The sequence below is a fragment of the Janthinobacterium sp. LM6 genome (genome assembly GCF_002002885.1).
Taxonomy (GTDB): domain Bacteria; phylum Pseudomonadota; class Gammaproteobacteria; order Burkholderiales; family Burkholderiaceae_D; genus Janthinobacterium; species Janthinobacterium kumbetense.
Window position 1 is genome coordinate 5,753,858 of sequence record NZ_CP019510.1, and the last position, 23,291, is coordinate 5,777,148.

Here is a 23,291-nt window from a genome sequence, read left to right on the forward strand (position 1 = left end):
ATGGTACTTATGACCACCACTGCCATCCACCTGCTGCTGCTCACCGACCTGGTTGCCGACCTGCCCGTGGCCGTGCGCCTGCAGCGCCTGGTCGGCAGCCTGCGCGCGCACTTCGGCTGCGAGGCCGTGGCCTTGCTCAAGCTCGATGGCGAGCATTTGCGCCCCGTGGCGATGGCAGGCCTGGCCAGCGACGCGCTGGGACGCCGCTTCGCCGTCGCCGACCATCCGCGCCTCGCCGCCATCCTGCAGCGGCGCGGCGTGCTGTGCTTCCATCACGACAGCTCCCTGCCCGATCCCTACGATGGCCTGATCGCCGAGCGGGCCGGCGAGCCGCTGCCCGTGCACGACTGCATGGGCATGGCGCTGGACCTGGAAGGCGAACGCTGGGGCGTAATCACGCTCGACGCGCTGCAGGTGGGCACCTTCGACGGGCAGGCGCAGCGCGACCTCGGTGAACTGGCCTGCGCCATCGAGGCGGCCGTGCGCGTGACCCGCCTGGAAACGGAAATCCGCGCCCTGCGCCTGTCGGGCGGCGCCATGCTGGCCAATGCGCAGGCGCCGCGCGAGGAACACGATTTCGTCGGCCAGAGCAGCGCCATCACGCACTTGCTGCACGAATTGCAGGTGGTCGCCGATTCCGAACTGCCCGTGCTGCTGCTGGGAGAGACGGGCGTGGGCAAGGAACTGTGCGCGCACCGCCTGCACCGGCTGTCGCGCCGCGCCGGCAAGCCCTTGATCCATGTCAATTGCGCGGCCTTGCCCGAGTCCCTGGCCGAAAGCGAATTGTTCGGCCATGTACGCGGCGCGTTTTCCGGCGCCGTCAGCGACCGGCCCGGGCGCTTCGAGGCGGCCGAAGGGGGCACCCTGTTTCTCGATGAAGTGGGGGAATTACCGCTGTCGATACAGGCCAAGCTGCTGCGCACCCTGCAAAATGGCGAAATCCAGCGCCTGGGCGCGGACCGGCCGCGCCGGGTCAACGTGCGCGTGATCGCCGCCACCAACCGCAGCCTGCGCGAACATGTGCGCGATGGTTCGTTCCGCGCCGACCTGTATCACCGCTTGTCCGTGTATCCCGTGCCGATTCCGCCGTTGCGCGAGCGGGGCAACGACGTGCTGCTGCTGGCCGGTGGTTTCCTGGAACTGAACCGCGCGCGCCTGGGCTTGCGCAGCCTGCGCCTGTCCGCCGCGGCGGAAAACGCCTTGTGTCACTACCGCTGGCCGGGCAATGTGCGCGAACTGGAACATGTGATCAGCCGGGCCGCGCTGAAAGCCGTGATCCGCGGCGCGGACCGCAAAGAGATAGTAACGCTGGAAACGGATATGCTCGACCTCGATGCGCTGGACGCGCCGGCCGGCGCGGACGCGTCGTTTCCTGCGCCGGCCGCGTGCGGAGCGCAAACGGCGCCGCTGCTGTCCATGCATCAGATCGTGGAAGCGAGCCAGCGTCAGGCCATCCGGCAAGCGCTGGTGCTACATCAAGATAACTGGGCCGCCGCGGCGCGCCAGCTGGGACTCGACGCCAGCAATCTGCATAAGCTGGCGCGTCGCGTCGGACTGAAGAACACCTAACCAAACCTACTGCGCGTCGGTATAGGCAACCTGCGATGCTCACTGTGCTTCAGCACAGTTCCGCGTCTCGGCCGCCTCTCCCTTGCGCTCGCTACGGTTTTGTCAGGTGTCAGAACAATCAATCCGGCGCTAAAACTCAGCGGTGGGTCACCAGGGTGGTCGGCAGGCTGTGCAGGTAGGCGGCCAGGTCCTTGATGTCCTGGTTGCTCAGCGGTTTCACCTGGCCCGTCATGATGGCGTTGTTGCGGCCATTGGCCTTGTCGCCCCGTTTATACGCCGTCAAGGCGTGTTCCAGATAATCCTTGTGCTGGCCCGCCAGCTTCGGATAGGACGGATCGATGGGCGAACCGTAATCCTTGCCGTGGCAGGTGGCGCAGCTGTATTTTTCGGCCAGGGCTTTACCTGTATTGATATTGCCGGCGGCGCTGGCGCCAAGCGAGACGGTGGCGCAAACGAGGGCGGCGAGTAATTTTTTCATCTGGCTGGTCCTCAGTTCGGCTTGGCTTGTTGCGCATAATACGCGGCGACATCGGCGATATCCTGGTCCGACAGGCTGCTGGCGATGCCCTTCATGCTGGGGTGCTTGCGGTCGCCCTTCTTGTAGGCTTGCAGCGCATTCTCGATATATTTTGCCGGCTGGCCGCCGATCATCGGCACCTGGAACACTTCGGGGAAGGTCGCCTTGTAACCGGGAATGCCGTGGCAGCCGATACACATTTCCACCTTGGCAGCCGCTGCCTTGGCGTTTCCTACAATGTCAGCCGCTGTGACGGCATTTGCTATGCCGGCAAGCACGAGAAGTGCAAATATTTTTTTCATAGTGGCAATGTGAACAAAGGTAATCGGAGAAACGCCAGAGCTGGTTTTTATTGATTTTATGTGTTGACAATTAAGGTTGACAATTAATCTGCTGCTTGCCGATTCTAGCCAAGATATTCTTGCAAGTCCACCTATAAAACCCGCATTGTAGGCAGGCAGGCACAGGCCGTCCGCGTGGCGGTGCGCCACAGTTCTGTTTATACTCACCATTTCCCTACTTTGGCAGACCGCTCATGCAAGCACAGCACATCCAGCAAGGCCAACGCTTCGAAGGTTCCGACAGCTATGTCGCCACCGCCGACCTGAAACTGGCCGTGAATGCGGCGCTGACCCTGCAACGCCCGCTGCTGATCAAGGGCGAACCGGGCACGGGCAAGACCATGCTGGCCGAGGAAGTGGCCGCCGCGCTGAACATGCCGCTGATGCAATGGCATATCAAATCGACCACCAAGGCGCAGCAGGGCCTGTACGAATACGACGCCGTCTCGCGCCTGCGCGATTCGCAGCTGGGCGACGAGCGCGTGCGCGACATCCAGAACTACATCGTCAAGGGCGTGCTGTGGCAGGCATTCACGGCGCCCGAACCGGTGGTGCTCTTGATCGATGAAATCGACAAGGCCGACATCGAATTCCCGAACGACTTGCTGCGCGAACTGGACCGCATGGAATTCTATGTCTACGAAACGCGCGAAATGGTCACGGCGCGCCATCGCCCGCTCGTCATCATCACCTCGAACAACGAAAAGGAACTGCCGGACGCCTTCCTGCGCCGCTGCTTCTTCCATTACATCAAATTCCCGGACAAGGACACGATGGAGCAGATCGTCGCCGTCCACTACCCCCACCTGAAACAGGAATTGCTGGCGCAGGCGCTGCAAACCTTCTATGAAGTGCGCGACGTGCCGGGCCTGAAGAAAAAGCCGTCGACGTCGGAATTCCTCGACTGGCTCAAGCTCCTGCTGGCCGAGGACATCCCCTTTGACGCGCTGCGCAGCAAGGACAACAAGGCCGTCGTGCCACCGCTGCACGGCGCGCTGCTGAAAAACGAGCAGGACGTGCACCTGTTCGAGCGCCTGATGTTCATGTCGCGCACCAACCGCTAAGGAGCGCCGGTGAACGACATCAGCCCGGACAAGGTCTTCGTCCCCCTGGAACTGCACGGCATCCGCCTCGAAGCACTGGCACCGCACCACGCGCCCGGCCTGCGCGCGGCGGCCATGGATGGCGAACTGTGGAATCTGCGCGTCACCTCCGTGCCCGAGCCGGACCAGGTGGACCAGTACATTTTCAAGGGCATCGAGATGCGCCCTTCGCGCTTCGCCTTTGCCGTCATCGACATGGCCAGCGGCGAGGTGCTCGGCACCACCAGCTACCACGACGTGGTGCCAGCCATCGGGCGCCTGGAAATCGGCTACACCTGGTATGCGAAGCGCTGCCAGCGCAGCCACGTCAACACCACCTGCAAATTGCTGCTGCTGGCGCACGCCTTCGACGTGCTCGGCTGCGCGCTGGTGGGCCTGCGCACCGACAACTTCAACCACGCCTCGCAAACAGCCATCGAGCGCCTGGGCGCGAAAAAGGACGGCGTGCTGCGCCACCATGCGCTGCGCCGCGACGGCACCGTGCGCGACACCGTCATGTACAGCATCACGCGCGGCGAGTGGCCGGAAATCGCCGCCCATCTGCGCTACAAGCTGGCGCAGCGCCCCATCGCCGCACTGCCCCGCGCAGGCGACGCCGGGACAGAGGAAGCGCCATGCTGATCGATTTCTTCTTCACCCTCAAGGATGCGAAAATTCCCGTCTCGATCAAGGAGTTTTTGACGCTTCTTGAGGCGCTGCAAAAGAACGTCATCGGCGCCTCGATGGACGATTTTTACTATCTGGCGCGCCTGACCCTGGTCAAAGATGAGGCCCATTTCGACAAGTTCGACCGCGCCTTTGCCCAGTACTTCAAGGGCGTCAACGCGGCTTTCGACACGAACGCGGCGATTCCCCTCGACTGGCTGCTGAAACGCATGCAGCGCGAGCTGTCCGAAGAGCAGAAGGCGCAGCTGGAGAAATTCGGCTACGACAAGCTGATGGACCGCCTGAACGAGCTGCTGAAGGAACAGAAGGAGCGCCACGAGGGCGGCAGCAAGTGGATCGGCACGGGCGGCACCTCGCCGTTCGGCAATGGCGGCACGAACCCGGAAGGCATCCGCATCGGCGGCAAGGGCGGCAACCGCACGGCAGTGAAAGTGTGGGAAGCGCGCAGCTACAAGGATTACGACGACGAGCGCGAACTCGGCACGCGCAACATCAAGGTGGCCTTGCGCCGCCTGCGCAAGTTCGCGCGCGAAGGCGCGGAAGATGAACTGGCGCTCGACGCCACCATCGCCGCCACGGCGAACAATGCGGGCTACCTCGACATCAGGATGCGGCCCGAGCGCAAGAACCGCATCAAGGTGCTGATGCTGCTCGACGTGGGCGGCAGCATGGACGACCATATCGAGCGCACCGAGGAACTGTTCTCGGCGGCGAAGACGGAATTCAAGAACATGGAATTCTTTTACTTTCACAACTGCGTCTACGACTACCTGTGGAAGAACAACCGGCGCCGCAACGCCGAGCGTTTTCCCACCTGGGACGTGCTGCGCAAGTACCCGCCCGACACCAAGCTGATTTTCGTCGGCGACGCCACCATGAGCCCCTACGAAATCCTGCAGCCGGGCGGCAGCGTCGAATACAACAACGAGGAAGCGGGATCGGCGTGGCTGGCGCGCTTTACCCAGGCGTTCCCGAAATTCATCTGGCTCAATCCCGAATCGGAGGGATTGTGGCAGTACCGTCAGTCGATCGGCGTGATGCGGCAGTTGATGAACAACCGCATGTTCCCCCTGTCGATCGACGGGCTGGAACGGGGCATGCGTCTGCTCAGTAAATAAAAGCACGCAACAAAAAGTCCATGGCGGCTGGGGGCCGCCATGCCGTACACTGCGACACGGCACTACCGTGCGGAGCCTCTCCGCTGCGGGCAGGTAGCATACGCCGATACCAGCCCTGCCCTACCCTGCTGCATCCCGTGCGCGGCCGCCATGACCGCGACACTGTTCGATTGCGCACATCGTGCGCGCCTTCTGCTCCGGTAGAATCGGCGCATCGCTCTGCGCAAACCATGCACCACCGCTGCACCACGACATTGCCGCGCCAGCCCCAGTGCTGCCGGCCGGTGCCAGCGCCATTTTCAAAGGAATGAGCATGCAAAGTCTGATCTCGATCGCCGCCGACCTGTCCTGGCCGTTCGCCATCACCCTGGCCTGGGTGGTGGGCGAATTCGGCCACCGCTGGACTGGCCTGCCGCGCATCAGTTTTTACGGCGTGATCGGTTTCGTCCTCGCGCAAACCCAGGTAGGCATCCTGCCGCAGACGGACGCCGGCCCCATGCTGGTGCTGGCCGACGTGGCCTTCGGCCTGATCCTGTTCGAAGTCGGCTACCGCATCAACCTGCGCTGGCTGAAGAACAATCCGTGGATCGCCGTCACGGGCCTGGTCGAATCCCTGCTGACCTTTGCCGTCGTCTACTTCATCGGCATCGAATTCGGTTCCACCTCGATGACGGCGCTGCTGCTGGCGTCCCTGGCCATGTCCACCTCGCCGGCCACCATCATGCGCGTCATTAACGAGGAGCGCAGCTCGGGCCAGGTGACGGAACGCATCGTCCACCTCACCGCCCTCAATTGCGTGCTGGCCGTCTTCACGTTCAACATCATCGTCGGCTTCTGGATGTTCCAGAGCTCCACAGACCTGATCGAGGCGAGCAGCAGCAGCGCCGCCGTGCTGGCCGCCTCCGTGGCCGCCGGCACCGTCTTCGGCATCGTCGTGCCAGCCATGCTGCGCCGGCTGGGCAACATGGCGCAGGACGCCACCGTCGCCTTCGCGCTGTCGGTGATGCTGCTCGTCGCCCTCACCTACACCACCAGCCTGTCGCCGCTCTTGGCCACCCTCACCTTCGGCCTGGTGGCACGCCACCGCCGTGTCGCCTTCAGCCAGGCGCAACGCAATTTCGGCGCGCTGGGCGAACTGCTGACGGTGCTGCTGTTCGTGTATGCCGCTTCGACCCTGGAATGGGCCAGCGTAGCAGCCGGCGCGGGCCTGGCCCTGGCCGTCGTCGGCGGGCGATTGCTGACAAAAGTCGTCGGCGTGGCCGCGTTTTCGCATGTGAGCGGCATTTCCTGGCGCAAGGGCGTGCTGACGGGCGTGGCGCTGACGCCCGTCTCCGTCTTCATCATCCTGCTGCTCGAACATGCGCGCCAGCACGGCGTGAACTTCGGCGACGAATTGAACGCCCTGGCCGCCATCACCCTGGGCCTGGAACTGGTCGGCCCCGTGCTGGTGCAGCGCGTGCTGATGCTGGCCAAAGAAACCCACGAAATCAAGGAGCGCTAAATGCCGCTGGAACCCTTTGGCCAATCGGCCGCGCTGACCTTCGGCGTCGAACTCGAACTGCAACTGGTGAACCTGTCGGACTATGACTTGACGGCCGCCAGCCCCGACCTGCTGCATTTGCTGAACAAGAAACCGTTCCCCGGCAACGTCACGCCGGAAATCACCGAGAGCATGATCGAGATTAACTCGAGCGTGCACACGCATCACGGCCCCCTGCTGGAGCAGTTGCAGGAAATCCGCGACACCTTGATCACGGCTGGCGACAAGCTCAATATCGGCATCGCGGGCGGCGGCACGCACCCGTTCCAGCAATGGTCGTCGCAAAAGATCTTTTCCAAGCCCCGCTTCCAGGAAATCTCGGAACTGTACGGCTACCTGGCCAAGCAGTTCACCATCTTCGGCCAGCACGTGCACATCGGCTGCGCCTCGGGCGACGACGCCATGTTCCTGCTGCATTCGCTGAACCGCTACATCCCCCACTTCATCGCCCTGTCGGCTTCCTCGCCCTACGTGCAGGGACGCGACACCCTGTTCGATTCGGCCCGCCTGAACTCTGTGTTCGCGTTTCCCATGAGCGGGCGCGCGCCGTTCACCCTCAGCTGGGACCAGTTCTCCAACGAGTATTTCGCCAAGATGGAGAACACGGGCATTATCAAGAGCATGAAGGATTTTTACTGGGATATCCGTCCCAAGCCGGAATTCGGCACCATCGAACTGCGCGTGTGCGACACGCCGCTGACGGTGGAGCGGGCCGCCGCGCTGGCCGCCTACCTGCAGGCCCTGTGCCGCTACCTGCTCGAACGCCGCGAAACGCCGCCGGTGGAAGACGATTACCTCGTGTATAACTACAACCGCTTCCAGGCCTGCCGCTTCGGCCTCGATGGCGCCATTACGCATCCGAAAACCTACGAAACGATGTCGCTGCGCGAAGACATCATGACCACCCTGCGCAAAATGGAACCGCACGCCGAGGCCCTGGGCAGCACGCCGGCCCTGAAACACCTGTCGGACGTGGCCAAGCAGTGGAGCGACGCGCAATACCTGCGCAAGCAGCACAGCCTGCAGGGCAGCGCCGAGGGCATGGTCGATTCCGCCATCCGCTGCTTCCGTGGCGAGCCCATGAACTACTGACGCCGCCCGGCTCAGCCAACGTCGCGTCCATGGGGTCTGACGGGGACGCCGAGTCCCGCCGGGTCAGACCCCAGCATTCAACAACGTCAAGCAAAAAAACCACACCCCGCCTCCCCGTCATTTACAGCCCCCTCTCCCGCTTGCTACAATAAGTGAGAATGATTCTTATTATTGTTTAAAAATGCAAAGGGAATGCGATGCCGCTGGCAGAGCCGCTACAACGCCAGGACATCGCGACACTGTATGCCGACCACCACGGCTGGCTGCAGGGATGGCTGCGCAAGAAGCTGGGCAGCACGGCCTGCGCGGCCGATGTGGCGCACGACACCTTCATGCGCCTGCTCGACCGCGAAGACGCCGTCGCCGCGCGCGAGCCGCGCGCCCTTCTCGCCACCGTCGCGCAGCGCGTGCTGTTCAACCATTACCGCCGTCAGAAACTCGAACAGGCTTACCTTGACGTGCTGGCGCAACTGCCGCCCCGGCATGCGCCGTCGCCCGAAGAACGGGCAATGCTGCTGGCGACCGTGTCTGAACTCGACCGCATGCTTGACGGCTTGCCGCCTCCCGTGAAACGGGCTTTTTTACTGCGGCAGCTCGACGAGCTGCCGCAGGAAGACATCGCGCGCCAGCTCGGCATCTCGCTGGCGACAGTCAAACGCCATCTGCAGCGGGCCGGCAGCGCCACGCAAGCGTGGCAGCAGCTGCAAATGCAGCACGAGCATCTGCCGCCCGCGGCGCACGCGAGCCTGCTGCGCGCCTGCGTGCAAGCCAACGCCCCGCGCCGCCATGCCGTCAAGACGCTGGCCCTGCTGCTGGCCTGCGGCGCCTCGCTGTATGCGTTCGAACGCCGCAGCCCATGGCGCGGCTGGACGGCCGACTACCGCACGGGCGTCAACCAGCGCCGCGTCGTGACCCTCGATGACGGCACGCGGCTCACGCTCAATACCAGCAGCGCCGTGAATATCGCTTACGACGGCGCGCAGCGCCGCATCGACCTGCTGGCCGGTGAAATCTTCATCGCTACCGCCAAGGATGCGGCACGGCGGCCCTTCTTCGTCGGCACGCCGCATGGCAGCCTGCAGGCGCTGGGCACGCGCTTCACCGTACGCCTGCACCAGCAATACGCCAGCGCCGGCGTGCTCGAAGGCGCCGTCACCGTGCTGGCCGGCGATGGAGCACAGCGCCTGGTGCTGCATCCCGGCGAAGGCGCGCATTTCGACGGCACGAGCTGCCACCGCCAGGCGCTGGCGCCGTATGGCGGCGCCTGGCTCGATGGCATGCTGGTGGCGCGCGACATGCGCCTGGCCGATTTCCTCACCGAGCTGTCGCGCTACAGCGAGTATCCGCTGGCCTGCGCGCCGGCCATCGCCGGCCTGCGCGTCTCAGGCTCCTACCCGCTGGCCGATGTGGGCGCCATCCTCGACGCCGTCGGCGCCAGCTTGCAATTGCGGCGCAATACCGTCACGCGCTTCTGGGGCCATCAAGTCGTCAGGATCGAACTGGCGGCGCGCTGAATTAAATTTTCTGCAAAGTGAGCTGTTTCGGCGTGCTCGCGTGACTTGGTAGACAGGCAGTCTCCATCTTGCGCATCCACGAAAGGTTTTATTCCATGCACCACGCTTCGCGTTCCCTCCTCACCCGCACCGTCCTGGCCTGCGCCCTGTCGCAGATCGGCATGGCTCTCACCCTGCCGGCGCTGGCCCAGGCACAAAGCCAGCAAGTGCGCGTCTACAGCATTCCCGCCGGCGCGCTGGGCGATGTGCTGACGCGCTTCGGCAGCGAGAGCGCCATTTTATTGTCGTTTTCCAGCGACGCCACGCAAGGCTTGCGCAGCGCCGGTCTGCAAGGCAGCTATGGCGTGCACGATGGTTTCCGCGTGCTGCTGGCCGGCAGCGGCCTGCAAGCCGTGCCGCAGACGAACGGCGGCTATCTGCTGCAAAAGATCGCCGCCAGCACGAACGCTGCCACTGCGGACAGCCGCGGCGTGGCCGTCATGGGCGGCGTCACCGTGGTGGCGACAGCCGAGCGCAGCGCCGCCACCAGCGGCACGGGCAGCTATACGGGCGGTCCCGCCAGCGGCGCCACTGGCCTGGCGTTGACGCAGCGCGAAACGCCGCAGTCGCTGACCATCGTCACGCGCCAGCAGATGGATGACCAGAACAGCAACGCCGTCTCCGACGTCATGAAAAACGTCAATGGCGTGAGCGTGCAAAACTACGACAGCGACCGCTGGAGCTTCCAGGCGCGCGGCTTTGCCGTCACCAATTTCCAGTACGACGGCGTGTCTGCCATCTATGACGGCGTGTACGACTGGGGCACCACCAACAGCGACATGGCCATCTATGACCGCATCGAAGTGCTGAAGGGCGCGACGGGCTTGATGAGCGGCTCGGGCGACCCGTCGGCCACCGTCAACATGGTGCGCAAGCGCCCCACTGCCAGCTTCGAGGGCTCGGCCACCCTGGGCGCGGGATCGTGGGACAACTACCGCGGCGAAGCCGATGTCTCCGGCCCCCTGAACGACAGCCGCACGCTGCGCGGCCGCCTGGTGGCCGCCTACCAGGACAAGCACTCCTACCTGGACCGCTACACGCAGCAGAAATCCGTCGCCTACGGCATCATCGAAGCGGACCTGACACCCGTCACCCTGCTGACGGCCGGCTTCACGCACCAGGATTACAAGCCGCGCGGCTCCACCTGGACGGGCTTTCCCCTGTTGTTTTCCGGCGGCACGCGCACGAACTTTCCCACTTCGTGGAATCCTGCCACCGACTGGAGCCGCCGCGACATGAAGAACACCACGCTGTTCTCGTCGCTGGAACACAGCTTCGCCAACGCGTGGAAAGTGAAATTGAGCGCCAACCAGTTGCGCAGCAAGCATGACAGCGTGCTCGGCTCGGCCAGCAACGGCAATCCCGACCCCGTCACGGGCGAAGGCGCCTATTTCTTCATGGGAAAATACAAGGGCGACCGCCGCCAGACCACCGTCAACGTCGACGCCAGCGGCCCGTTTACCCTGTTCGGCCGCCAGCATGAAGCCATGCTGGGCTATTCTTCGTCGACGGCCAAGCAGGACGCCCCCGTCTACAAATCGGTCTATCCGCCCCTGGACGGCAGCTACTTCGACTGGCGCGGCCAGTATGCGGAGCCGGCGTTCGAACACCAGGGCAACGATGATGACAGCACGCGCCAGAGCGGCCTGTATGGCGCCGTGCGCCTGCGCCCGAGCGATGCGCTATCGGTGATCGTCGGCACGCGGATCAGCAACTACAAGATGGATCAGAAGCGCAGCTTATTCGACAATGCCACGCCCAGCCATACGCGCATGGACGAAAGCGGCGTCATCACGCCGTATGCGGGCGTCGTGTATGACCTCGACAAGACCTATTCCGTGTTCGGCAGCTACACGACCATCTTCGCGCCGCAGAGCAGCCGCGACGTGAACCGTAATTTTCTGTCGCCCGTGCGCGGCAAGGGTGTGGAAGCGGGTGTGAAGGCGGAGTATCTCGACGGCAAGGTCAATGCCAGCGCCGCCCTGTTCCAGATCCGCCAGAGCAACGTGGCCGGCCCTGCGGGCGAAGTCAACGGTGAGGCCGTGTTCAAGGCCATCGATGGCGTCACCAGCCGCGGCGTGGAAATGGAAGTGACGGGCGAAGTGATGAAGGACGTGAAGCTGAGCGCCGGCTATACCTATGCGCATGTGCGCGACGCGGATGGCAAGGACGTGTTTTCCACCATGATGCAAACCACGCAGCCTGCCCACCTGGTGCGCGTACAGGGCACGTGGCGCCTGCCGGCCAGCCTGGACAAGCTGACCGTCGGTGGCGGCATCAACTGGCAAAGCAGCTACGACGGCAATATCTGGAACCCCGCCATCGTGGACTATTCCCGCATCAAGCAGGGCGGCTATGCGCTGGTCAACCTGATGGCGCGCTACGAGATCAGCAAGAACGTCACGGCCAGCCTCAACGTGAACAACCTGCTCGACAAGAAGTACTTCACGGGACTGGGTCTGTTCCAGACGGGCTTCTACGGCGAACCGCGCAATGTGATGTTCACCGTACGGACGAAATTTTAACGCGAAGTTCTAACTAAGTTCCATACAGCGCCAGCGCCCAGGCTGGCGGGCGCAATTCCAGCGCCAGAGACAGATAAGCGGGATCGAAGCGCGCCGCCAGCAGATACACATTGGCGGCGCCCCTGGGCTCCCAATTCCCCGTAAAACCCTTTTCGCCGGCCGCCACGCGCTTGCGGTCGAAGGGCACGGCGCTTTTCGCGAATTCCTCGTGCGTCTTTCTGCCCTGCGCATACGGCGCCAGCCAGGCCAGCGCCTCGGCCAGGCGCCGCGCTTCCGGCGCGCCATACCAGTCGTCGCCATGCGCCTGCGCCATCAGGGCCGTCGTCAACAACGGCTCCAGGCTGTAGGTGGTGTAATGCAGGGCGTCGCGCTGCTCGAAGTCGAAGGGCACGCCACCGGCGCCGATATTGCGCGGCACGTGCGCCAGGAAGCGCTCCTTCGCGCGCGCGATCAGCAAGGCCTCGCCCGTGACATACGCGGCGGCCGTGCCGATCTTGATGCGGTGGCTATGCCAGTTGTTGCGCGCCGTGGACGGGCCGCCCACCTTGACGGGATCACTCAGATACCCGTGCGCCAGGGTGCGGCAAAACGCCTGCACCTGCTCGCGCTCGACGCCGTTCAAGCGTTCCTGTACCAGGTCAAAGCCCATCAGCAGGCTGGCCAGCTCCGTCTCGTCGACGGGACTGAACGATGGCTGATAAGTACCGCTCCAGGCCAGCAACAGCTGGCGCGCTGCCTCGAAATGCGCCATCTCGCCCGATAATCTCCAGGCCAGCGCCTGCAGGCGCGCCTGGCGCCAGTCCTCCTGCGCCTGCTGGCTGGTCTCGCGTCCGCCTTCTCCCTTCAGCAAGCCGCCCGTGCGCACTTCGGCCATCAGGTGCACGGGCCGCGCCGCATCCTTGCGCGCCGCCTTGAGCACCTGCTCGGCAATGGCCGGCGCCACCCGCGCCTTGAGCGTGCGGGCGCGCGCGGCGGACGTCAGCGCAAACGGCAGCGCGCCTTCAGGCGGGCGCGGCGCCGCGCGCAAGCCGGCCAGGGGCAACGCCAGCAGGCCGGCCAGCACGGTGCGCCGGCGCATCAGATGGGTACTCAAAACCGCGTCTCCCGCGCCGCGCGCAAAAAGTTATCTAGGATGGGCGTGCAATCGAGCAGTTCGACGCCACCCGCCGAATGGAATTCCGGATGCCACTGCAAGCCCATGACGAAGCGTGCCCGCTGGTAGCGGATGGCTTCGACGATATTGTCCCCTTGCGAATACGCTTCCACGGTAATATCGCGCCCCAGATCCTTGACCGACTGGTGGTGGATGGAGTTGACGAGCGCCTCGCCCGCCTTCGGGAACATGCCTGCCAGCGACGAGCCTTTCGGGAAGACGATGCTGTGGCGGTGGCGGTCATACAGGTCGTTGACGTGCGAGGTGGCGCCTGCCACGTCCGAGGCGATGTCCTGGTACAGGGTGCCGCCAAAGCCCACGTTGATCAGTTGACAACCGCGGCAAATGCCCAGCACGGGTTTGCCCGCGTCGACGAATTCGTGCAGCAGTTCCAGCTCGTACAGGTCGCGCGCGCGGTCGCCGCTCCATTCGGGCCGCGTGGCCGCCTCGGAATACGTCTGCGGCGAGACGTCGGCGCCGCCCTGCAGCACCAGGCCGTCCAGGTGACGCGCATAGTGGCGCAACGTGATATTGCTCGGATGTAGCTGGCCACTGGTATTGACGGTCGGGATCATGAACACCAGCACGTCGCGCGACATGACCCACTGCGCGATCGACTCTTCCAGGTATTGCAGGTTCTTGCTGCGCAGGCCAGTGGCGCCCGGCTCCGGGTGGAAAATGCGCGCCGAGATGCCGATGCGCAGGGTGCGCCGCATGAAATCGCGGCTGGCCTTGTCGCGCATGGAGCGGTAGCGCGACGAGATCACCCGCCAGGCCAGCGCCAGCGGCGTGTCGTTATCCTTCAGATAGCGGGGGGCGGCGTCGCGCGCACGGTGCTCCTCATCGGGCGCCCGGCGGCCCACCCGGTCGGGCCGCGACGGCGCCGGCGCTGCGGGATCGGTGGATAGGGGCTGCTGGGGATCTTTTTCGTCTGACATGGCAAGGCTGACTGAAAGCGGAGACGTTTTCAATATAAACCCCTGTCCCCGAAAGCACGATTCAATTTTGTAACAAAAGCCCACGCGCGGGACATCTGCGCAACACGCGAGCGCCCGCCGCATACAGACCGTTTACGCCCACGGCCCCGCTTTTTAGAGAATCTTTACGCCCTCGCTGCTAATCTTGAACGTACCTCAACCACCGCTGCAAAGCCACCATGGAACCCCATTCACGCCTGCAATCGCATCAAGCCCTGCCCCACCGTCATCCCCGCCTGCCCACCTTCCTCATGCATATCACGGTCGACAAGTCCTGCCTGGCCGAGCTGCGCCAGCTGGTCGTGCGGACCTGCGGCGGCATGCTGTCGTTCATGCGCGTCGAGGCGGTCGACCATGCCGAGCGCATGAAAGTCTGGCTGTGCGTGACGGAACCGGCCCTGCGCCTGACCATGGATGCCGTCATGCGCCTGCTGCCGGCGGCGGAATTTGGCCGCATCAGCCAGGGGAAATCGCTATGAACCAGTACTCCTGCGAGCACGCCATGTCTTCGTCGCGCATCACCGCCCACTTCCAGGGCATCTGGGTGCCGATGGTCACGCCCTTCCTTGATGGCGATGGCGACATCGACTTCGACGCGGCCCAGCAGCTGGCATGCGAGCTGGCCGCCAGCGGCATCGATGGCCTGGTGGTGTGCGGCACCACGGGCGAAGCGGCCATGCTGAGCGCCGCAGAACAAACCATGCTGCTCGACAGCGTGCTTGAAGCCGTCGGCCCCCGCTTCCCCGTCGTGATGGGTATCGGCGGCAGCGATACGCGCGGCGTCGTCGCCACGGTACAGCGCTATCACGACCATCCGCTGGCCGGTCTGCTGATCTCGGCGCCGTCCTATGTACGCCCTTCGCAGGACGGCATCGTGCGCCACTTCCAGGCCATCGCCGCCGCCACCGACCAGTCCATCGTGCTGTACAACGTGCCGGCCCGCACGGGCGTCAATATCGAACCGCAGACGGCGGCGCTGCTGGCGCGCGACTCGCACTTCGTCGCCATCAAGGAAGCGGGCGGCAAGCTGCAGCAGCTGGGCGAACTGCTGCTCGACACGCGCCTGGACGTGCTGTGCGGCGACGATGCGCTGCTGCTGGCCAGCCTGTCCATGGGCGGCCACGGCGCCATGTCGGCCGCCGCGCAGGTGCGCCCCGACCTGTATGCACAGTTGTACCACCTCGTCAGGCAGGGCCGCCACGGCGCCGCCGGCGCCCTGTTCAAGACCATGCTGCCCGTCATCCGCCTGCTGTTTGCCGAACCGAATCCCGCTCCCGTGAAAGCGGCGCTGGCCATGCAAGGCAAGGCGCGCGACGCATTGCGCCTGCCGATGACGCCCATGTCCGCCGCCGGCCAGGCCGCCCTGGCCGCGGCGCTCGAACCCCTGATGGAATTGCCCGTCTGGACCGCCAGCGACAGGGATGCGCCGCGCGAAGGCTGTCTGCTCCAGCTGGTCTCCCCCGCCAACATCATGCCAGCCGTGCGCCAAGATGATCATCGCCATCACGGATGAACGCGGGGGCATGGAGAAATCCATCCTGGCCGGGCGGCTGGCCGCCTCGCGCGCGCTGGCCGGACGCAAGGTATTGCTGCTCGATGCCGATCCGCGCCAGGGCGCCATGGCGCAAGCCAGGAACATGCACGACGGCGCCATGCACGGCAGCCTGACCCGGCCGCGCCTGATGGCGCGCGCCATCAGCGCCAAGGGCTTGCAACCGGAGCTGGAACACCTGGTGCACTGCTACCACGACATCGTCATCGACAGCGAAGGCCGCGACTCCATGGGCAGCCGTTCGGCCCTGATCGCCGCGCGCGTGCTGGTGGTGCCGCTCGACGGTGTCGTCGATGGCGCCGCGCAGGCGGGCCTGGCGCGCCGCATCGCGCACGCGCGCAGCGTCAACCCGGGCCTGCGCGTCCTGCTGGCAACGGATGCGCAAGCGGCGCCCGCCCATGCGCTGGCCGCGCAGATTCCAGCCGCCCGCGTGGTCGGACTGGGACAGCTGTACTGCGCCGTTTTCAACCTGCCAGCGTAAGCGCGCAAAAAAAGGCGGCGCATGCGCCGCCTCTCCTTTCAGTCAACTCAGTCCATTAAAACGTCTTGCTGACCGTCAGCTGCAGCGCCGTCTTGCCCATGAATTTGCCATTCACGGGCGAGGCATAGGCCGATTTGCCCGCATTCGTGCCGATCACAGCCAGCGCGCCCGAAACAAAACCGAAATCGCGCGTGACGCCCACTTTCCAGTCCGTGTAGCTAGCCGCGTCATTGTTTTTGACCTTCTGATGGCCCGCGTGCAGGTTGCCGGTCCAGCCATTCGTCAGGTCGATATTCGCGCCGATGTCCAGGTAAGCGCTGTTCTTGCTGTTGACGATGCCGAACAGGTTGGAGACGGCGTGCGAATACTTGACGTAGGCGGGGCCGTACGACAGCTGGCCGTAGACTTCCTGCGTGTCCGCGTTGGCCAGGCCGCCGACGTGCTTCAAGCCGTTGTCCGCGTACACATACGCCAGCACGCCCACGTCATAGCCGACATCGCCGCCCAACTGGCCGCGCTTGCCCGCATACAGGTCCACTTCCACGTCGCCGCTGCCGCCCGCATCCTTGGTCCACTTGATGGTGGAAGCCCATGCGCCCGCATACAGGCCGGTCGGATTGTTGACATAGTCGACGCCGCCCTGCAGCGCGGGTTTCAAACGCGTCTGCGAGATGCCCCGATAACGGTAGTCGGACACGCCGGCCACGTTGAAACTGACTTCGTTGTCGGGCTTGGCCTCATCCGCGTGGGCCAGGCTGCCCGTCAAGGCTGTGGCGACGGCAAGTGCAAGTAGCATTTTATTCATGGTTTTTTCTTCTTCATGGGTGGTATGGGCCTTTGCCAACATGGCGCAGCTGGCCCGCCGCTGCAAAATTTTGGGTAAAGCGTCCCCCTGGCGCGCGCGGCGCCTGTTGTCCAGCAGGGGATTCACAGGTGTTAGAGCGGCAGCAGCAGCCGGTAGCCGACGGCCGTTTCCGTCAGCAGGTACTGCGGCTGGGCCGGGTCGGCTTCCAGCTTCTGGCGCAGGTGGCCCATGTAGATGCGCAGGTAGTGGCCGTTTTCGCTGTTCGACGGCCCCCACACTTCACGCAGCAGCTGCGGATTGGTGACCACCCTGCCCGCGTTTTTCACCAGCACCGACAGCAGACGGAATTCCGTCGGCGTCATGTGCACCAGCTGCTTGTTGCGCGTCACCAGGCGGTCCTTCAGGTCGACGCGCACGTCGCCGAACTGCACCACGCCATCGTCGCTGGCGGCGGGCTGGCGCTGGCGGCGCAGGGTGGCGCGCACGCGGGCCAGCAGTTCGCCCACGCCGAACGGCTTGGTGAGATAGTCGTCGGCGCCCGCATCGAGCGCGCGGATCTTGTCCTGCTCGTCGACCCGCGCCGACAGCACGATGATGGGCACGGCCGACCATTTGCGGATGTCGGCGATGAAATCGATGCCGTCGCCGTCGGGCAGGCCCAGGTCCAGCACGATCAGGTCGGGCCGCCGCGTGCCGGCATCGATCAAGCCCCGCTGCATGGTGGCGGACTCGAAAATCTGCCAGCCCTCGTCTTCCAGCGCGGCGCGCACGAAGCGGCGGATTTGCGGTTCATCCTCGACCAGCAAGGCGGTGGCGGAAGGTTCGTTCATGTTGGTTTTCCTGTTTCATGGTCGTTGGCGTCATCGAGCTCGATCTCCGGCGGCGCCGGCGGCGTGCCCAGCGGCAGGCTGAAGACGATGGCGGCGCCCTGCCCCGGCGTGTGGGGCTGCGCGTGGATGGTGCCGCCATGGGCTTCGACGATGGCGCGGCAAATGGCCAGCCCCAGCCCGACGCCCGGCTTGTTCGATTCGCGCTCGCCGCGCGTGAATTTTTCAAAGATGGCTTCTTCGCGGCCCGGCGGCAGGCCCGGGCCATCGTCAAGCACCGTCACCTGCAGGAACTGGCCGTGCACCCCGGCCGCGACCGTGATGGTGCTGCCGGGCGGCGTGTACTTGGCCGCGTTTTCCAGCAGGTTGCACAGCACGCGCTCGATCAGCACGGCATCGTAGCGCACCAGTGGCAGGTCCGGCGCCAGCTGCGTCTGCACGGCGTGCTGCTGCAATTGCGGGCCGCTGGCGCGCAGCGCGCTGCCCACCACTTCTTCCAGCGCCTGCCATTGCAAATTCAGGCGCACCTGGCCGCTCTCGATTCGCGCCATGTCCAGCAAGTTCGCCACCAGGGCGCTCATGCGCACGGTTTCGGACTGCAGCGAGCGCGCCATGTCCAGTTGCGCGGGCGACAACGCAGGCCGGGACAGGGCCAGCGATTCGGCCAGGCCCACCAGCGACGTCAATGGCGTGCGCAAGTCGTGCGACAGGGCCGCCAGCAGCGAATTGCGCAGCCGCTCGGACTCCATCTGCAGCAGCGCGCCCTGGGCCACATCGATGTAATGCACACGTTCAAGCGCGATGGCCGCCAGCGCGGCAAAGGTATCGAGGTGCTGCCGCTGTTCCGGCACCAGCAGCCAGCGCCCCCGCTGCGCGCCATCGAGCGGCAGCAGCGCCAGCACGCCACGCGTGCGCATGGGCGCGATCAGCGGCAGGTAGAAAATGGGCGACGCCGGCAAGGTATCCGTGCCCGTCCCCGCCGCCTGCGCATGGTCGAAGGCCCACTGCGCGATGCCGATATCGAGCGGTTCGCCGCCGTTCGTGGCCTGCAAGCTGCCCTCGTCATCGGGCAGCAGCAAGGTGGCGCGCGCGCGGAACGCCCGTTCGATGGCACTTTTCGTGATGTCGAAAATCTGCTCCGTCTGCAGCACGCCGGACAACTCGCGCGAGAATTCGTACAGGGCGCGGGCGCGCGCTTCGCGGTGCGAGGCCACGCGCGCCTGGAAGCGCAGGCCGGCCGTCAGGTGGCCCGTGATCAGTCCCACGGCCAGCATCACGCCAAACGTGATCACGTACTGAAAATCGCCCACAGCAAACGAGAAACGGGGCGGTACGAAGATGAAATCGAAGCAGGCCACGCCCACCAGGCTGGCCAGCGCCGCCGGCCCACGCCCCAGGCGCACGGCCACCAGCACCACCGTCAGCAAGGACAGCATGGCGATATTGGCCAGGTCCAGGTAAGGTTGCAATGGGACCGAGGCGAGGGCCGTGCCCAGGCTGGCGCCGCCGGCCAATATGTAACGCCAATGGCGCGACGGCCGGCGCGGCGTCTCCGCGTCGTCGCCGGCTGCGCGCCGCGGCGCCGCATCGGCTGGCGGCAAGCCCACCTCGATCAAATCGATATCGGGCGCCAGGCTGGCCATGCGCGCGGCCGGCGGCGCATGCCACAGGCGCGCCAGCGCGCCGGCGTGGCCACGCCCGACGATGACTTTAGAAATATTCGCGCTGCGCGCATATTCGACCACGGCGCCGGCGATGTCGGCGGATGGCACAATGGCGGTGCGCGCGCCCAGGTCCTGCGCCAGTTTCAGCGTTTTCAGGATGCGTTCGCGCTGGCTCGCCGGCAGGCGCTGCAAACGCGGCGTTTCCACGTACAGCGCGTGCCATTCCGCGTTCAGCTGACTGGCCAGGCGCGCCGTGCTGCGGATCACGTGCTCCCCCCCCGCGTGCGGTCCCACGCAGGCCAGCAGCGCGGCGCCCGTCTTCCACACGGGATTGATGGATTTCTCGACGCGGTAAGCTTGCACGTCGTCCTGCACCCGGTCCGCCGTGCGGCGCAAGGCCAGTTCGCGCAGGGCGATCAGGTTCCCCTTGCGGAAAAAATGCTGGGACGCCCGCTCGGCCTGCAGCGGCTGATACACCTTGCCCTGCTTCAGGCGGCGCAGCAGTTCATCGGCGGGGATATCGACCAGCACCACTTCATCGGCGCGGTCGAACACCGTGTCGGGCAAGGTCTCGGCCACGCGCACGCCCGTGATACCGCCTACCACATCGTTGAGGCTTTCCAGGTGCTGCACGTTGACGGTCGACAGCACGTCGATGCCGGCCGCCAGCAATTCCTCGACATCCTGCCAGCGCTTCGGATGGCGCGAACCGGCCACGTTCGAATGGGCCAGTTCATCCATCAGTATCAGCGCTGGCGCGCGCCGCAGCGCTTCGTCCAGGTCGAACTCGTACAAGGTCTTGCCCCGGTACTCGATGGCCTTCAGGGGCAGCACGGGCAAGCCGTCAAGCTGGGCAGCCGTATCCTGGCGCCCATGCGTCTCCACCACGCCCACCAGCAAATCCTGGCCGTCGGCCAGCAATTTGCGGGCGGCCGCCAGCATCGCGTAGGTCTTGCCGACGCCGGCCGAGGCGCCGAAATAAATGCGCAGCCGGCCGCGCGCGGCTTTCTTTTCCTGCGCCTGCACTTGCGCCAGCAGGGCATCAGGGTCGGGGCGTTGGCTGTCGTTGGGGAGCATGGGTATCTTTTAAGGTCAAAACCAGGGGCAAAACCGGCGGCTCTGCCCCTGCATCATCTTACTTCGCGGCCGCATCAAGCGCCAGATTCAGTTCCAGCACATTCACGCGCGGTTCGCCGAAAAAGCCGATATACGCGGTTTTCTGCACCTTGGCGATGGCGTTTTCCACCTGCGCCAGCGGCACGGCGCGCACGCGGGCCACGCGCGGCGCCTGGTACAGGGCCGCCGCCAGGCTGATTTCCGGGTCCAGGCCGCTGCTCGACGCCGTCACCAGGTCGACAGGGATCGGGTTGCGGTTGCCCGGATCGGCTGCCTGCAGGGCGGCGATGCGCGCCTTGACGGCGTCCACTAGGGCCGGGTTGCTCGGTCCCTGGTTGGAGCCGCCCGAACCGGCGCCGTTATTGGCCATCGGCGCGGTGGCCGATGGACGGCCCCAGAAATACTTGGGCGAGGTGAAGGACTGGCCGATCAGGGTCGAGCCGACGGGCTTGCCACCACGCTCGACGATGCTGCCGTTGACTTCATCGCTGAAGGCCAGCTGGCCGATGCCGGCCGTGGCAAACGGATAGACGACACCGCAGATCACGGTCAGCGCGGCAAACAAGACCAGGGCGGGACGTACGATAGTGCTCATGATGGTTCCTTTAAACTAAATTGAGTGCGGACAGCAGCATATCGATCAACTTGATGCCGATGAAGGGCAGGACGATGCCGCCCAAGCCGTAGATCAGCAGGTTGCGGCGCAACAGGCTGGCCGCGCCGATGGCCCGGTATTGCACGCCTTTCAACGCCAGTGGAATCAGCACGACGATGATCAGGGCATTGAAGATCACGGCCGACATGATGGCCGAGGCGGGGCTGGCCAAATGCATGATGTCGAGCGCCTTCAACTGCGGATAGGTGCCCACGAAGGCGGCCGGGATGATGGCGAAGTACTTGGCGATGTCGTTCGAAATCGAGAACGTCGTCAGCGAACCGCGCGTCATCAGCATCTGCTTGCCGATTTCAACGATTTCCAGCAGCTTGGTCGGGTTTGAGTCCAGGTCGACCATATTGCCCGCCTCCTTCGCCGCCTGCGTGCCCGAATTCATGGCCACGGCCACGTCGGCCTGCGCCAGCGCCGGTGCGTCGTTGGTGCCGTCGCCCGTCATCGCCACCAGACGGCCTTCGGACTGGTAGCTGCGAATCAGTTTCAGCTTGTCTTCCGGCGTCGCCTCGGCGAGGAAATCGTCCACGCCCGCTTCGGCGGCAATCGCGGCGGCCGTCAGCTTGTTGTCGCCCGTGATCATGACGGTCTTGATGCCCATGCGGCGCAATTCCGCGAAGCGCTCCTTGATGCCGCCCTTGACGATATCCTTCAGTTCCACGACACCCATGACCTTGCCATCGTCGACCACTACCAGCGGCGTGCTGCCGCGGCGCGCGATGTCGTCGACGGCGCGCGCCACCTCGGCCGGATACGGCTGGCCCAGCGCTTCCACGTACTTCTTCATGGAGTCGGCCGCGCCCTTGCGCAGCTGGCGCACCTGCTGCTCGCCAGGGATATCCACGCCGCTCATGCGCGTCTGTGCAGTGAATGGCACGAAGGTGGCGTGCAGGCTGGCCATCTCGCGTTCGCGGATGTTGAACTTCTGCTTGGCCAGCACGACGATGCTGCGACCTTCCGGCGTTTCATCGGCCAGCGAGGCCAGTTGCGCCGCATCGGCCAGCTGCTGCTCCGTCACGCCGGGCGCCGGCACGAAGCTGGAAGCCTGGCGGTTGCCCAGGGTGATGGTGCCCGTTTTGTCGAGCAGCAGCACGTCCACGTCGCCGGCCGCTTCCACGGCGCGGCCCGAGGTGGCGATCACATTGGCCTGCATCATGCGGCTCATGCCAGCCACGCCGATGGCGGACAGCAAACCGCCGATGGTGGTCGGAATCAGGCACACGAGCAGCGCGATGAGCACGGTGATCGTCACCGGCGTGCCAGTGCCGGCCGCCGCCACGGAAAACAGCGAGTACGGCAGCAAGGTCACGGTGACGATCAGGAACACGATCGACAGCGCCACGAGCAGGATCGTCAGGGCGATCTCGTTCGGCGTCTTCTGGCGCTTGGCGCCTTCGACCATGGCGATCATGCGGTCGATGAAGGCTTCGCCCGGGTTGACGGAGACGCGCACCAGCAGCCAATCCGACAGCACGCGCGTGCCGCCCGTGACGGCCGAAAAGTCGCCGCCCGATTCGCGGATCACCGGCGCCGATTCGCCCGTAATGGCGCTTTCGTCGACGGAGGCCACGCCGGCCGTCACTTCGCCGTCGGCGGGAATCACGTCACCCGCCTCGACCAGCACCGTCATGCCCTTGCGCAGGTCGGTGGCCGGCGTGGGCAGCCAGGACGTGCCGTATTTCGGCGTTTGCATTTTCTTTGCCATCACCGTTTGCTTGAGGGCGCGCAGCGAGGCCGCCTGGGCCTTGCTGCGGCCTTCGGCCAGCGCTTCGGCGAAGTTTGCGAACAGTACGGTAAACCACAGCCACACGGCGACGGCGACGATGAAGCCGAATGGCGCTTCACCCTGGCCATTCAGGGCCTGGATGGCCAGCAGGGTCGTGATGATGCTGCCGACATAGACGACGAACATCACGGGGCTGCGCCACTGCGTGCGGGGGTCGAGTTTTTTGAACGCATCGACGACGGCGGGGCCAATCAGTGCGGAATCGAACAAAGTCAGGCTTGTGCGTGACATGGTAGCCT

20 protein-coding genes and 1 pseudogene are annotated in these 23,291 nt (G+C 65.0%); 12 read left to right on the forward strand and 9 right to left on the reverse strand.

Going from position 1 to position 23,291, the window contains the following annotated elements:
* Positions 1-9: 9 nt before the first annotated feature.
* A complete protein-coding gene (gene norR, locus BZG29_RS25280; protein WP_077408525.1) occupies positions 10-1,569 on the forward strand; it encodes a nitric oxide reductase transcriptional regulator NorR in 1,560 nt (519 codons plus the stop codon).
* A 136-nt stretch (positions 1,570-1,705) separates the two neighbouring features.
* Here the strand turns inward: norR and BZG29_RS25285 are convergent, their stop codons facing one another.
* Positions 1,706-2,047, reverse strand: coding sequence for a cytochrome c (locus tag BZG29_RS25285; protein WP_077408526.1), 342 nt, complete (start codon positions 2,045-2,047; stop codon positions 1,706-1,708).
* A gap of 11 nt (positions 2,048-2,058) precedes the next feature.
* Positions 2,059-2,388, reverse strand: coding sequence for a cytochrome c (locus BZG29_RS25290; RefSeq protein WP_077408527.1), 330 nt, complete (start codon positions 2,386-2,388; stop codon positions 2,059-2,061).
* Between the two features lie 233 nt (positions 2,389-2,621).
* Between BZG29_RS25290 and BZG29_RS25295 the strand changes: the two genes are divergently transcribed.
* The 8 genes and pseudogenes from BZG29_RS25295 (at position 2,622) to BZG29_RS25325 (ending at position 12,024) form a co-directional block, all read left to right on the forward strand.
* The gene (locus BZG29_RS25295; RefSeq protein ID WP_253192698.1) at positions 2,622-3,491 is read left to right on the forward strand and encodes a MoxR family ATPase; all 870 of its coding nucleotides are present in this window, start codon (positions 2,622-2,624) and stop codon (positions 3,489-3,491) included.
* A 9-nt stretch (positions 3,492-3,500) separates the two neighbouring features.
* The gene (locus tag BZG29_RS25300) at positions 3,501-4,151 is read left to right on the forward strand and encodes a GNAT family protein (RefSeq protein WP_077408528.1); all 651 of its coding nucleotides are present in this window, start codon (positions 3,501-3,503) and stop codon (positions 4,149-4,151) included.
* Positions 4,145-5,314 carry a VWA domain-containing protein gene (locus tag BZG29_RS25305; RefSeq protein ID WP_077408529.1) on the forward strand — a complete coding sequence of 390 codons (1,170 nt, stop codon included), beginning with the start codon at positions 4,145-4,147 and terminating at the stop codon, positions 5,312-5,314. Before BZG29_RS25300 ends, BZG29_RS25305 begins: the two co-directional genes overlap by 7 nt.
* Positions 5,315-5,627: 313 nt before the next feature.
* Positions 5,628-6,815, forward strand: a complete 1,188-nt coding sequence (locus BZG29_RS25310; protein ID WP_034780723.1) for a cation:proton antiporter — start codon at positions 5,628-5,630, stop codon at positions 6,813-6,815.
* Positions 6,816-7,946, forward strand: a complete 1,131-nt coding sequence (locus tag BZG29_RS25315; protein WP_034780287.1) for a YbdK family carboxylate-amine ligase — start codon at positions 6,816-6,818, stop codon at positions 7,944-7,946.
* A gap of 197 nt (positions 7,947-8,143) precedes the next feature.
* Positions 8,144-8,626: pseudogene (locus tag BZG29_RS28610) on the forward strand (sigma-70 family RNA polymerase sigma factor); the annotation flags it as partial.
* A 27-nt stretch (positions 8,627-8,653) separates the two neighbouring features.
* Positions 8,654-9,460 (forward strand): FecR family protein, encoded by an 807-nt coding sequence (locus BZG29_RS28615; RefSeq protein WP_253192916.1) that lies wholly within the window; start codon positions 8,654-8,656, stop codon positions 9,458-9,460.
* Positions 9,461-9,555: 95 nt separating this feature from the next.
* Positions 9,556-12,024, forward strand: coding sequence for a TonB-dependent receptor (locus BZG29_RS25325; RefSeq protein ID WP_077409284.1), 2,469 nt, complete (start codon positions 9,556-9,558; stop codon positions 12,022-12,024).
* Between the two features lie 13 nt (positions 12,025-12,037).
* Here the strand turns inward: BZG29_RS25325 and BZG29_RS25330 are convergent, their stop codons facing one another.
* A complete protein-coding gene (locus tag BZG29_RS25330; protein ID WP_150131051.1) occupies positions 12,038-13,117 on the reverse strand; it encodes an alginate lyase family protein in 1,080 nt (359 codons plus the stop codon).
* Positions 13,114-14,115 (reverse strand): gamma-glutamyl-gamma-aminobutyrate hydrolase family protein, encoded by a 1,002-nt coding sequence (locus BZG29_RS25335; RefSeq protein ID WP_077408532.1) that lies wholly within the window; start codon positions 14,113-14,115, stop codon positions 13,114-13,116. Before BZG29_RS25335 ends, BZG29_RS25330 begins: the two co-directional genes overlap by 4 nt.
* Positions 14,116-14,333: 218 nt before the next feature.
* Here BZG29_RS25335 and BZG29_RS25340 point away from each other — a divergent pair, with 218 nt between their 5' ends.
* Genes BZG29_RS25340 through BZG29_RS25350 form a run of 3 tightly spaced genes read left to right on the forward strand, consistent with a single transcriptional unit; the run spans position 14,334 to position 16,187 of the window.
* Entirely contained in the window at positions 14,334-14,633 is a 300-nt protein-coding gene (locus tag BZG29_RS25340; RefSeq protein ID WP_253192699.1) for a hypothetical protein, read from the forward strand.
* Positions 14,630-15,667: a 4-hydroxy-tetrahydrodipicolinate synthase gene (gene dapA / locus BZG29_RS25345; protein ID WP_077408533.1), complete on the forward strand. Its 1,038-nt coding sequence runs from the start codon at positions 14,630-14,632 to the stop codon at positions 15,665-15,667. Before BZG29_RS25340 ends, dapA begins: the two co-directional genes overlap by 4 nt.
* 10 nt (positions 15,668-15,677) lie before the next feature.
* Positions 15,678-16,187: a cobyrinic acid ac-diamide synthase gene (locus tag BZG29_RS25350; protein ID WP_253192700.1), complete on the forward strand. Its 510-nt coding sequence runs from the start codon at positions 15,678-15,680 to the stop codon at positions 16,185-16,187.
* Between the two features lie 55 nt (positions 16,188-16,242).
* On the opposite strand, the gene BZG29_RS25355 is transcribed toward BZG29_RS25350, so the two are convergent.
* The 5 genes from BZG29_RS25355 to kdpB form a co-directional block, all read right to left on the reverse strand.
* A complete protein-coding gene (locus BZG29_RS25355; RefSeq protein ID WP_077409285.1) occupies positions 16,243-16,992 on the reverse strand; it encodes a TorF family putative porin in 750 nt (249 codons plus the stop codon).
* 131 nt (positions 16,993-17,123) lie between these two features.
* Positions 17,124-17,822: a two-component system response regulator KdpE gene (gene kdpE / locus BZG29_RS25360; protein ID WP_034746496.1), complete on the reverse strand. Its 699-nt coding sequence runs from the start codon at positions 17,820-17,822 to the stop codon at positions 17,124-17,126.
* Positions 17,819-20,560, reverse strand: a complete 2,742-nt coding sequence (locus BZG29_RS25365; protein WP_077408535.1) for a DUF4118 domain-containing protein — start codon at positions 20,558-20,560, stop codon at positions 17,819-17,821. Before BZG29_RS25365 ends, kdpE begins: the two co-directional genes overlap by 4 nt.
* Before the next feature lie 58 nt (positions 20,561-20,618).
* Complete coding sequence (gene kdpC, locus BZG29_RS25370; RefSeq protein WP_077408536.1) at positions 20,619-21,194, reverse strand: potassium-transporting ATPase subunit KdpC; 576 nt, start codon at positions 21,192-21,194, stop codon at positions 20,619-20,621.
* A 10-nt stretch (positions 21,195-21,204) separates the two neighbouring features.
* A complete protein-coding gene (gene kdpB, locus BZG29_RS25375; protein ID WP_077408537.1) occupies positions 21,205-23,283 on the reverse strand; it encodes a potassium-transporting ATPase subunit KdpB in 2,079 nt (692 codons plus the stop codon).
* Positions 23,284-23,291 lie beyond the last annotated feature (8 nt).